Genomic DNA, 13,683 nt, shown 5'->3' with positions numbered 1-13,683 from the left:
CCGTATTAAAAGAATCTTGGTGATTTTAATCCTTTTTTGCGTGAAACCAGTTCAAATCGAAGCATAATTTCGTGCGTACCGCTGTTGTAATTTTGTAGAGCGGTTGTAGTATAATCGTAGGCATAACCAGCCATAATCATTGGTGTAATCTGGATTCCGACAAGACCGCTTACAGAATCTGAAGTACGATAAGAAGCTCCAAGTGTCAATACATTATTAAACATAAAATTGGCTGAGAAATCTGCTATAAGCGGGGCTCCTGCCACATATTTTACAAAAACTGCAGGCTTAAATTTGGTATGTGCCGAAAGGTCAAAAACAATACCTCCAATAAGATAAACATGTATTCTCTGGTTAACTAGATCTTCGCTGATATCATCATAAGTGTAGCGTTCGCGGGTCATGAAATTTGGAACGGAAAGCCCGATATAATCCCTTTCTCCATGCCAGTACAATCCTGCTCCGACTACAGGAAGAAATTTGTTAGTTATGTTTTCACGAAATTGCACATCAGGATCTTTGTAGCTTCCTTTAGACCAATCGATATTGATGACGCGTCCGCCACCTTTTATACCAAAGGAAAGTTTGTGCGTTTCGCCAGATTTAATGGTATAAGAGAAATTGGCATCTAAATATTGCTCGTCTGTTGGTCCTATTTCTTCGTTTACAATTGAAATTCCAAGACCTACATTTTTTCCCACTGGAGTGTCTAATGAAAAACTTTGCGTGTCTGGCGCTCCTTCAATACCCACCCATTGTGTTCTGTAAATTCCTGTGATGGCCAAATGTCCTAATGAACCAGCATAAGCCGAGTTTACTGTAAGTGTATTGTACATATATTGAGTGTATTGCGGGTCCTGTTGTGCAAAGGTTCCACATACCGAGAATAGAGTAATTATCGCGAAAACCTTTTTTATATTTTTAATCATAGCCAATTCTATTTTGGTTAATCCTATTCTTAAACTTTTCTTTTCTAAATGGGTTTATTTTAGGTAAACCCATCCAGAGGTTTTTTTAGATCCATCTCCTAAATCAAGAATATAGAAATAGGTGCCTTCTGGTAGCGTTTTGGCAGAGCCATCTGCTTTTCCGTCCCAAGTATTTTTATAGCCTTTTTGGTAGTAAACCAAATTACCCCAGCGGTTAAAAATCTCTAGCTGATTATCTGGATATCTTTCGATACAGTCAATGTAGAAGAAATCATTTTGGCCATCATCATTTGGTGAAAACTCATTATAGATTTTCAGACAGTTTGGAGAAACGGTCGCGCTATCCTGATTGTTTGCTGGATTTGTGTCAACTTGATCAAGCTGTGTCATATGTGCTGTATTCACATAGTCATTAAAATCAATTACTTTGACTACCAATGTAAGTGTTTGAGATGCTCCGCTGTTGATTGCTGGTATTTGCCAAATTCCTGTTACATGGTTATAATCTCCGAAACTGACTGTCGAACTTATATAAGAATATCCTTTTGGAAGGACATCTTGCACTTCAACATTTGTCGCGGCAAGCGTTCCAAGATTTTCTGCTGTGATAGTAAAGGTTACCTGTGTGTCCATCGGAACATCGGTTTTATCTACATCTTTTCTTATTGCAACATCTGTGGATGGAATATTGATGAATTCTGAATCTTCGTCATCTTCACTTTGATCACCGTTATCGTTATTTGGTGTTGAGTCTGGATCAAATTGATCGCTAGCAGTGATCTGTGCAATATTCAAATAGTCAGAGTTTTGTAAGCCATGTACAGGAACAACTGTGGCATTATAGGTTAGAGTAAGACCTCCAACAGGTATAGTCAGTTTTTCCCATCTGATCATATTCAGATTGAAGATTCCACCATTGCTAATGTTTGTAATGTTTTTGTATCCTAATGGTATAATATCTTCAACAGCAACACCTGTTGCTTCGCTTGGACCTTCGTTTCCGATCTGAAGTGTAAATGTTACTGTTTCATTTACATTTGCGTTTTTGTTACTCACTGTTTTATCCAAACTTAAATCGGCCACATTTACCTTTATAGTAACGCTATCGTAGTCATCTTCGGTTGGAACTCCGTTATTAGGAGTTGAGTCTGGATCAGGAAGATTACTGGCTGTTATTTCTGCTATGTTGGTGTATTCTCCAGATTGTCCTGACGGCTCATTAACTCTTGCATAAATTTGTAGAGTCTGTGTATTTCCCACATTGACAACCCCAGTATTCCACATTCCAGTTATATTGTTGTATATACCGCTTGTGGCTGTATAAGTCGAATAGGTAAATCCAGGAGGAAGGAGATCTTTGACCATTACACCGCTAGTATTTCCAGGGCCATCATTAGTGACTGTTATTTCAAATATAACTGTGCTTCCCACATCATGTACGAGATTGCCTGAAAGCGTACTTTTGTTTAAAGATAAATCTGCTTCAATTATTACAGGTGTCACCGAAATACTATCGTAATCATCTTCAGTTGTAATGCCATTCCCCGGTGTACTGTTTGGATCAAGTTGATCAGCAGTCATTATCTCTGCTATGTTCAAATATTCATCAGCTGTTCCAGTTGGGCTTTTTACAAAAGCAGTTATAAGCAAAGTATGGCTATTTCCTGGTAAAGTAATTCCTGGAGACCAAATTCCTGTTGCTGGATTGTAGCTTCCAGAAGTAGAATTGTAAGAATCGTAAACGAATCCAGCCGGAAGAAGGTCTTTTATTGTAACACCAGTTGAAATACTTGGCCCTGAATTTGTAACTGTTACAGAAAATGTAATTTGTGAACCTACTTCAGGATTAAGTATGTTGTTGATTACTTTTTTCTCAATAGATAAATCGGCTACAGCAGGTACTGGAGACAATAATAAAGCACTCATGTCATCTTCGCCTAAAACATTATTGTTTGGAGTAGAATCTGGATCCAGTTCGTTTGAAGCATAAACTTCTGCAATGTTTTGATAATTGCCTGTTGTGTTAACTCTTACCCCTATCAATAATGTTTCTGAAGCCCCATTTGGTATACTTCCAACATCCCAAATACTAGTCGCATTGTAGTACTGTCCTGCTGTTGAACTATATACTACGTATTCGTAACCACTTGGGAGCTGATCTATTACTTTGACTCCTGTTGCAGTTTGCGGGCCACTGTTTGTTACAGTTATTTCAAAAGTCACTGTGGCACCAAATATTGGATGAATATTATTGCCAACGATCGCTTTTGTAAGTGATAAATCGGCCATTGGAACAACAGGAATAGTTGTTATTTCAGCATAATCATCTTCTGTGGTAATACCATTATTTGGTGTTGAATCAGGATCTGGTACACTGCTTGCTGTAATTTCGGTTGAATTCAGATAGTTGCCTGAAGCATTTACAATTGCGGTTAATTGAAGTGTCTGTGAATCGCCATTTAACAATGAACCGATTATCCATTTTCCTGTTGTATTGTTATAGGTTCCTTTTGTAGCGGTAAAACTAGAATAGGTATAGCCCGACGGAAGTAAATCGGTTACTTCAACTCCTGCGGCATCCTGTGGACCTTGATTGTTTATTGCTATTTCAAAAGTTACTGGAGTTCCAATTAGCGGAGTAGCATTGTTAACTGTTTTAGTTAAAGATAAATCTGCTGATTGTCCCAAAGGAGAAACAGTAACTGTTCCGTAATCATTTTCTGTAGGAACTCCATTGCCTGGTGTTGAATTAGGATCTGGTTGTGCACTTGCAGTTACTTCGGCAATGTTTACATAATCTCCTGTTGGTTTAACAACTGCAGTTATTCGCAATACTTGCGAATCTCCGTTGATTAATGAACCTATAATCCATTTGCCAGTTGCATTGTCATAAGCTCCTTTTGTAGAGCTGTAATTTGCAAAAGAGAATCCAGAAGGCAATAAATCGGTAACTTCGACCCCAGTAGTATTTTGAGGACCGTTATTGGTCACAATTACTTCGAAAATAACAGATGAACCTACTAATGGTGCTGTATTATTAACTGTTTTAGTTAAAGATAAATCTGCTGATTGGGCATTTGGAGTAACCGTTGCAGTAGCATAATCATCTTCTGTCGTAACTCCGTTGTTTGGAGTCGAGTCTGGATCTGGAAGTGCACTTGCAGTTACTTCGGCTACGTTTACATAATTTCCTGTCGGATTTACGATAGCCAAAATTTGTAAAGTTTCTGATTTTCCATTGATTAAATTACCAACTGTCCATAATCCAGTTACTGGATCATACGTTCCTGTAGAAATGGTAAAGTTAGAATAGGTATAACCATTTGGCAGTAAATCTGTAACAGTTACACCCGATGTATCTTGAGGGCCGATATTAGTTACAACTACTTCAAAAGTAACTAAAGAACCTACTAACGGGTTACCATTGTTTACTGTTTTAGTTAATGATAAATCTGCTGCTTGTGCTGTTGGCGTAATAGTAGCTGTTGCATAGTCATTTTCTGTAGGAACACCGTTATTTGGAGTTGAATTAGGATCGGGAAGATTAGCGGCAGTTACTTCGGCAATATTTTGATAATTTCCTGAAGCATTTACTATTGCTGTAATTTGCAATGTTTCAGATTCGCCATTGGCCAAATTACCAATATTCCATGCACCTGTTGTTGAATTGTAAGTTCCTGTAGAAACTGTAAAACTGCTGTATGTATATCCCGAAGGCAATAAATCGGTTATTTGAACTCCTGTATTATCTTGCGGACCATTATTTGCAACCACAATTGTAAAAGTTACATGAGATCCCACTAAAGGAGTTATATTGTTTACTGTTTTGGTCAACGACAAGTCAGATAACTGGGGTATTGGAGTTGTTGATACTTCTGCATAATCATCTTCAGTTGTAATTCCATTATTCGGAGTCGAATCAGGATCCGGTTGGCTACTTGCTGTAACTTCTGCGCTATTAGTATAGTTTCCAGCTGCATTTACTAAAGCTGTTATTTGTAAAGTATGACTTGATGAAACCGGCATGCTTCCGACCGTCCAAAGTCCTGTTACAGCATCGTAACTTCCAGCTGTTGTATTGTAAGATACAAACGTGTAGCCTGAAGGAAGTAAATCTGTTATTGTAACATTATCTGTAGCTTGTGGTCCTGCATTGTTTACCTGAAGGCTAAAAATTACTTGTGAACCCACCACAGGTGCAGTATTGTTTACTGTTTTAGTTAATGATAAATCGGCAGATGTTGCTGTCGGTGTTGTTGATGCTTCTGCATAATCATCTTCGGTTGTAATTCCGTTATTCGGAGTCGAATCAGGATCTGGCTGGCTACTTGCTGAGATTTCTGCGCTGTTAGTATAATTTCCTATGGCATTAACGGAAGCTGTTATTTGCAATGTATAAGAATCTGAAACAGGCATATTTCCAACATCCCAAAGCCCTGTTGCAGGATCATAAGTTCCTGTTGTTGCGCTGTATGATACATAAGTATAACCTGAAGGCAATAAATCAGTAACCATTACGCCGTTTGCTTCTTGCGGTCCAGAATTTGTTACTTGAATGCTGAATGTTACTAAAGAGCCCACTAAAGGAGTAGGATTGCTTACAGTTTTAGTCAATGATAAATCTGCCGATGTTGGAACAGGAACAGTAGTAACTTCTGCATAATCATCTTCTGTCGTGATTCCATTATTTGGTGTCGAATCTGGATCAGGAAGATTAGCTGCGGTTACTTCGGCTGTATTAGTGTAAATACCGCTTGGATTTACTTGTGCAACAATCTGTAGAGTTTCTGAATCGCCAGTTACTAAATTGCCAACAGTCCATATCCCTGTAGTATTGTCATAAGTTCCTGTAGAAATGGTAGATCCTGTAAATGTATATCCAGAAGGAAGAATGTCTGTTACCTGCACGCCAAAATTATCCTGAGGTCCATTATTCGTTACCACAACTTCAAAAGTAACCAGAGAGCCTACTAATGGTGTTGCATTGTTAACTGTTTTAGTTAATGATAAGTCAGAAGATTGCGGAATAGGAGTAGTTGTAGCTGTTCCATAATCGTCTTCTGTAGGCACTCCGTTATTTGGTGTTGAGTCAGGATCTGGAGTGTCGCTATTGGTCACTTCTGCAATATTGGTATAATCTCCTGTTGGGTTAACTATCGCATTTATCTGTAATGTTTCAGACTCACTGCTCTCCAATATGTCAAGAGTCCATAAACCAGTTGTACTGTCATAAGTTCCGCTTGTTGCATTAAAAGTAGCAAAAGTATATCCAGAAGGTAATAAATCGGTTACTTGAACTTGAGCTGCATCTTGAGGCCCGCTGTTTGTTGTGATAATAGTAAATGTTACAGCGGAGCCTACCAAAGGAGTAGCATTACTAACCGTTTTAGTCAATGATAAATCTGCCGATGGAGGTATAGGAGTTAACACCACATTATCTTCATCGTCTTCACTCTGATCTCCATCGTCATTATTGGGTGTACTGTCAGGATCAGGAAGGTCACTGGCTGTTACTTGCGTTATATTAGTATAATCTCCTGTAGGCAATACTTTTGCATCCAAAATAAGTGACTCTGTAACGCCATTATCGACTGTACCAACATTCCATATTCCAGTAGTACTGTCATATGTTCCAGCAGACGAACTATAATTTACGTATTCAAAACCAGAAGGCAATAAATCAGTTACCTGTACTCCAGTTGCATTATTTGGACCGTCATTTGTTATTTTAAGTTCAAACGAAACTTGACTTCCAACCACAGGACTTGTATTGCCAGCTACAACATTTTTAACCAAAGACAAATCAGCAGAAGGACCTATAAAAGTAATTTCGGCATCGTCTTGATCATCTTCAGTAGGAATATTGTTATTTGGAACACTGTCAGGATCAGGCAAATCGCTGGTTATTACTTGGGCAACATTCAGATAATTTCCTAAAGGATTAACAATAGCGTTGAAAGTTAGATCTATATTTGAATTGGCCGGAAGATATAGATTTCTCCATTCTAGAGTGGCAGTAGCTATCTGATAGGTTCCACCGTTTGATACAGAGCCAGGAATTAAAGTGTAACCAACAGGAACAATATCTCTTATACCAACTCCAGTTGCGTTTCCGGGACCTAAGTTAGTTACGTTTATAGTAAAGCTAACTTGTTCTCCTGCCGCGGCCGAAGTTGGAGTTACAGATTTTGTAAGTTCTAAATCGGCTTGTTTTAGAGAAACCGAGGCTGTAGATATATCATCTTCTGTTGTAACACCATTTCCAGGAGTACTATCAGGATCGAACTGATGAGCAGTCTGTATTTCTGCCGTATTAAAGTAATCGCTCATTGATGTCACGACATTCACTTTAGCGGTAATCTGTAAAGAAAGCGTATTTCCGTTGTTCAAATTGCCAACATTCCAAATTCCTGTAAGACTATTATATTTTCCAGCTCCATTATCACTTACATAAGTATATCCAGGAGGCAATTTGTCTGAAACCGTTATTCCGGTTGCATTATTTGGACCGCTATTAGTTACTGAAATGGTAAAAATAACATTATCATTTATGCTGACCGTAGTAGGAGAAACTGTTTTCTTAAGCGATAAGTCGGCTACATCAAGGACTACTGTGGCGCTGTCCTGATCATCTTCCGCAGGATTTTGATTATTTGGCGTACTGTCTGGATCAAATTGATCTGATGCTATAACCTCTGCCGTATTTACATAAGATCCTCCTGATGGCAGTATAGTAGCTTTAAATGATAAATTTAAAATGCTGCCACTCGGAATTGTTATACCGCTCCAAGTAATAGTATTGTCACCAACATTATACACTCCTGATGAAGTAACAGATCCGGCAACAAGCGCAAAACCAAGCGGGATGAAGTCACGTATGGCTACATTGGTAGCAGTAGAAGATCCTCCCAATGCATTATTATTAAAAACATTGATATTAAAAGTAACCACATCGCCAACGCTTCCTGTTGTAGGTGTTACGGTTTTGGTCAATTCAAGATCTGCTACAGCCAGAATTCTTAGAATCATTGTATCTGATGAAACGGCACAATTTCCATTTGTAACATTCCATTGTAATGTATAAACTCCAGGAATAGTTCCAGTTACAGCAGATGTTGGACTAGAAGGATCGGTAAAACCTATAGTACTTGGACCAGCAGTTTGAGTCCAGCTTCCAGTTCCAACTGTGGGAGCAACCGCATTCATATTAATAGACGAAAACTGAGGAACAGTCTGATCTGGTCCCGCATTAGCAGTTGAAGGCTGGTCATATATGCTCACTAATACAGTATCTTCAGATATACAACTAGTTGAAGCGGCTGTAGTAACTGTCCATTTAAATTCATAGGTACCCGGTATTAGACCAAGCATTAGAGAGTTTTCATTGTTTGGGGATCCTATGCCAGCTGTATTTGGTCCCGAAACCTGTGTCCATGTTCCTAAACCTGATGTTACTGTTAAGGCATTCATTGTTGCGCTAGTAACATCGCAAAGTTCTTGATCAGGGCCTGCATTGGCTACAGATGGCGGTACATCATTAAAGGTTATTTCTACCTGATCTGATGTGGGCTGGCATAATGAGGGATTTGTAAATGGACCATTAGTGACTGTCCATGTTAAGATATATGTTCCCAAAACATTAATATTCGATAAAGTAGTAACAGGGCTATTTGGATTGTCTATCACAGCATTTCCACCAGGAGGCTGCGAGAAAAATGTCCATGTTCCTATACCAACAGTTGGAGGAACTGCAGCTGTTTTGTAAGTGGTCTGGCAGGCAACTGTATCGTCTGGTCCTGCATTTGCGGTACTCGGCGGAGCATTCATTTCTACTCGGACAATATCTGAAAGAGTTCGGCAGTTATTGCTCATAAATACCCATTCCAAAATGTAAAGGCCAGGAACAGTTAAATTTGAAACGGTTGTTAAAGGTGCTGAGGGAGTATCAATAACCGCAACACTTCCTGCCGGCTGATAGACAAATCTCCATAGAAATGTCGTAACATCTGGAGGAGGAACATTTCCGCTCATTGTGGCAACACCGCCAACATCACTAATACATAATGTCTGGTCTGGTCCAGCATTGGGATCGATACTTGCGCCATTGAAAATGGTAATATTTACAGAATCTGAAGTCCCTGTACATGTTGAGCCATTTGGAAATGTAGTAGTGTTGGTTGTGAATGTAAAGACATAATCATTTCCAGGAACTACAGTTGCATTGGCAATGTAACTGTTTGATGGTGACTGTGTAATTATAACATCAGCAGGATTTCCGGTTGTGCTGGTCAATGACCATGTTCCGGTGGAATTTTCATTGGCCATAAGCTGTACGCTAGTAACATCGCAATAGGTTTGGTCTATCCCTGCGTTCGCCGCTGGATCAACCACAACCACTACATCGTCAAAACTACCTTGGCATAAAAAGATACTTTTAGCAGTTATTGTCCATCTAAAAGTATAAGTTCCCGCTACTAGACCATTGATTACTGTATTCGGATTAGAAGGATCGACAATTGTAGGCTGATTAGGAGAGCCAGTTAGTACAGACCATTGGCCTAATTCAAAAAAACTGTCGTATGAGTTTCCCGCCATAGTAACGGTGCTGTTGTTGCAGATGTTTTGATCAGGACCTGCCGCTGCCTGATTAGGAGGGAGCCCAATGGTAAGGTTAATATCATCAAACGCCTGACCGCAGATGCCAGCATCTACTGTCCATCTGAAAATATAATATCCGCTATAAGAGAAAGTGAAAATAGCATTTGGATCGTGTATATCGCTAATTGTATAATTACCAACCCCCGAAATTCTAGACCATGTACCTGTTGATCCTCCGCTTTTTGTAGCTGCCATTGTTATGGTACTGCCGCAGATTTCCTGATCTGGACCCGCATTGGCAATTGGAGGAGTTTCTGCAACTGTGACCGATACACTGCTCTGGCTAGGAATACATGTTCTGAGTCTTGAAGTAATGGCCCAAGTAAAAATATATGTTCCGTTTCCAGGAACGGTTACCATTGTATTTGGATCGCTTACATCAGCAAATACCACTCCGGCTGAAGGCACTACAGTCCAAATACCATATTCTCCTAATGCAGGCGTATTTCCACTAAGGTTAAAGGTTGTTGTGCCTGAAGAATAGCAGGCATTGGGTCCTGCGTCTGATGGTGTGGGTGCTGTATTATTATTTGTGCTAATGGTTACGGTATCTGAAACAGATGCACCACAAGACGGACCTGGATGCGAATAAGATACTGTCCATTGCAATTCATAAGTTGCCATGGGTGTCAGAAAACCAGATGCAATGGCATTAGGATCGTTTACATTTGAAAATGTAATGGTATCAGGACCCGACACTTGGCTCCAAGTTCCTATTTCACCAGCGACGGCAGGAATGGCGCTAAGAGGAACTAGTGAACTTGCGCAAACTACCTGATCTGTTCCAGCATTGACATTACTTATTGTACTGTCTGAAACGTAAACAGTTACCGTTGCTACTGAAAAACCACAAGTAGCACCACCACCTTTTGTAATATATTGAAAAACATACGTTCCTGAAATAAGATTTGAGACTGGTGTATCAACTGCAAAATTATCGGCAATTGTAGCTGTATTGGGACCGCTGAGCTGACTCCAAAAATGCAAGCCATCATCTGTGCTTACACCAGAAAGAACGGTAGCTGTGTCACCACAAGGCAAACTGACATCAGTTCCAGCATTTGATGGAGTGGGATCTCCAGAGACCAAAATTCCTAAGGTGTCAAAACCAAAATCGCACTCAACAGTTAATGCCCCAGTTTGTTTTCGGACAAATTCGACCGTATATTCTCCAGGTGCAGTAAGAGTTAAAGTAAGTGAGTTTCCAACATCTGTCAAAGCAGTAGGAAATGGTCCAAGAGGAGAGAGTGGAGGACCGCTCACAATACGATATTGATTGGATCCTGTTCCAGTTACTGTAAGCGGAATTGTAAATACAGTTGCATTACAGCTTCCAACAATATCTTTTCCATCATTTGCTACAATAGTCCTAGTGGCACCATTATATTGTACAATATAATCTTTGGTAAAAACACAGCCCGTATTATTATTTGTAAGAGTATAACGGAAACGATACGGATCACCTCCCTGAAAGATATTGGTTACTAAAGTAGTAGGATTTGTTGGAGAAACAATCACAGCACCAGTGTCTCCAGAAATCTGAGACCAAGCTACAGTTTCACCAGCATATAAAGGTGTTTGTGCAACAAGAGTTACCTGATTTATAGTATTGTCACAAAAATATATGTTTTCGTCTCCGCCAGGTAGCTGTGTTACATCTTGAGTTGCAGGCGGCACAGTAATTATAACTGTATCATTTCCCGAAGCGCAAGGCCCTGTAACTGTCCAGCGGAATATGTAGGTTCCCTGAACTAAATTTGATATTCCTGTATTATTAGCATTCGGATTGCTTATAAATGGCGTATTAGGACCACTAACAAAAGTCCATTGTCCATTTTGCCCGTTAAGACCACAACCGCCATAAGTAGCACTTAAATTAGTTGACTGCGTAGTTGTATAGCAATTGCTTAAAGTCTGATCTGGACCAGCTGAAACAGGTTTTACACCTCCATAATTGGTTACTGTTATTTGAGACGTGGTTCTGCATCGCTGTCCAGGAGCATATTCTGGCCCCTCAATAACCCATTGAAGTGTTGTAACACCGCAACTTGTATCAGGCAGGCTAATTGTTGAGGTGGCCAAATTTGGAAAATTAATCACTACTCCTGCGTTATTTGCGCCTACGATTTCCCAATATCCTGTTTCTCCAGTATTTTGAGGAGTATTTGCAATAATTGCTAATGTTCCGTTATTGTTTGGACAGCTTGCAATATTAGCTCCAGCATTGGCTATAGTTATAGGTTTAATATTCACCACTTTATCCTGATAAGATACAATGCCATCACTGCAGGTTGCGCTATATCTAAAAATATAAGTATTTCCTCCTGTGTAACCAGAAACTGTTGTACTTGAGCTTGTTGGTGAATTAATAGTAACAGCTGGACCAGAAATCTGAGTCCAATGGACTGTGCCTGTGATTGGTGTCGGATTGTTTCCAGTCAGAACCAATGCATCAGTTTCGCATATAGTGACATTCAGTACTCCAGCATTTACAGTACAGTTTTGTGCATTTGTTTGAAAAATTGAAAGAAAAATTAATAAGGCAGCAAAAGCCAGTTTTTTTGATAAAGTGCAAATTCTCCAAGAAATATAAAATTGTGCCATAAGCAATCTGGAATAAAAAGGCAGCACAATAAATTTATAACTACCTTAAATTAATAAATTGATTTTGAGCATTAATCGTAGTTAAGATTTGAATTTGATTTGAGGGTTATTCAAATTTAAAGAAAGATAGTCATGATTTTTTTTTTTCTATGTTGCAGATTATAAAATGAAACACAAAAAACAGATTTTGGAACAATAAAGTGCTCTACAGTAGCATGAGAAAGCGTTGATCTAAAAATAGATTAGTCCTATTTTTTCTAAACCGACATGGCACAATAAGTTTTTTATAATGAAATTCAATTTTTAAATCACTATAAAAAGCTTTTTTAAACGGCATAGAAATCTTATAAAAAAGAAAAGAACTGTTTAGGAAACAGTCCTTGTTTATTAAATGTTTTTATATGAAACTAAAAAGCTTCGCCGATTCTGAAATAAACTCCCCAATCTCCTTTTCCTACAGCACCATCTAAACCGACATTAAATTTTGATTTTTTGAAAGGGTTATATCGATAACCAACTCCTCCTCCAGGATAAATTTTCCAGTCAAAGCTTGGAGTGTCAGAACCATAAATTGTTGCAATACCAAAAAAGCCGACCAAACCCATTTTCTTTGCAAAGTTGTAGCGGTATTCACCCTGGACATCCATTAATCCGGCACCTCTATATTTTCCTTCAGAATAACCGCGAATATCTGTTCCGCCGATCGTGCTCTGCTGTTCGAATGCAACATTTCCAAGACCAAACTTGCCAAAGACTCTAGTCGCAATAACATCTTTATTTTCTCTAGTGGGAATATATCTATTGGCTTGAAACGATATTCGGTTTGACGCCAATTCATTGTCTAAAAAATCAGGATAAGTAGACCAATCTAATTTAATCTTGTATCCTTTTGTTGGATAATAAACAGCATCTCGAGTATCATATAATAGATTTACAACCAAGGCATTACTATGCGATACAGAAGAAGGAGAAATGTCATCTTCATAGACTGTATTGTAATGTGAATAGGTATAAGAAAGTCCACCGTAGAATTTTCCAACAATTTTACGCTGACCTCCAACGCTTATAACCGTTATTTTGGTTCCGTAATCATAAAAATCAGGCTGATCAATATCATCCACATAAAACTGAGAATTCTGATTTCCGTTAAAAAAGAAAAGTTTCAAACGCCATTTGTCTTCATTTAAATACCATTTATTGAAAAAAGCCAAAGCATAAGATTTATTAGTCGTATAAATGGCCGACATTCCTGACAATGATTTGGGCGAAATAGTATCGGCTTGATTCACTTTGTACATTGCCATCGGAATAGCTCCAAACATAAAATCAAGATTCCGATTATAACTTATATAAGGCATTACTCGCAGTTCAATTTTCTTTTCTTTTTTCGGAATAGAATCGGCTGTTTTTTGTCCAAAAGTAGAATTCATAAAACAAGCAAAAAAGAATAGGAGTAGAAGATGCCTCATGATATAAATTTATTTGGTGAAAC

3 protein-coding genes are annotated in these 13,683 nt (G+C 38.7%); all 3 read right to left on the bottom strand.

The window, feature by feature from the left end; genetic code table 11:
• Nucleotides 1–5: 5 nt before the first annotated feature.
• The 3 genes from ABXT06_RS14885 to ABXT06_RS14875 all read right to left on the bottom strand — a co-directional run bounded on the left by ABXT06_RS14885 (nt 6) and on the right by ABXT06_RS14875 (nt 13,660).
• Nucleotides 6–929, bottom strand: coding sequence for a PorP/SprF family type IX secretion system membrane protein (locus ABXT06_RS14885; protein ID WP_354591450.1), 924 nt, complete (start codon nt 927–929; stop codon nt 6–8).
• Nucleotides 930–983: 54 nt separating this feature from the next.
• Nucleotides 984–12,191 (bottom strand): PKD domain-containing protein, encoded by an 11,208-nt coding sequence (locus ABXT06_RS14880; RefSeq protein ID WP_354591449.1) that lies wholly within the window; start codon nt 12,189–12,191, stop codon nt 984–986.
• Between the two features lie 407 nt (nt 12,192–12,598).
• Nucleotides 12,599–13,660: a BamA/TamA family outer membrane protein gene (locus ABXT06_RS14875; RefSeq protein ID WP_354591448.1), complete on the bottom strand. Its 1,062-nt coding sequence runs from the start codon at nt 13,658–13,660 to the stop codon at nt 12,599–12,601.
• Nucleotides 13,661–13,683 lie beyond the last annotated feature (23 nt).

This window comes from Flavobacterium sp. UW10123, assembly GCF_040538975.1.
GTDB lineage: Bacteria > Bacteroidota > Bacteroidia > Flavobacteriales > Flavobacteriaceae > Flavobacterium.
The sequence above is the reverse complement of the archived record's forward strand: the minus strand, read 5'-3'. Positions and strand labels throughout refer to the sequence as shown.

Excerpts from the sequence above, each read along its gene's own strand:
- ABXT06_RS14885 (WP_354591450.1), bottom strand. The coding sequence starts at position 929 with ATGATTAAAAATATAAAAAAGGTTTTCGCGATAATTACTCTATTCTCG.
- ABXT06_RS14875 (WP_354591448.1), bottom strand. The coding sequence starts at position 13,660 with ATGAGGCATCTTCTACTCCTATTCTTTTTTGCTTGTTTTATGAATTCT.
- ABXT06_RS14880 (WP_354591449.1), bottom strand. The coding sequence starts at position 12,191 with ATGGCACAATTTTATATTTCTTGGAGAATTTGCACTTTATCAAAAAAA.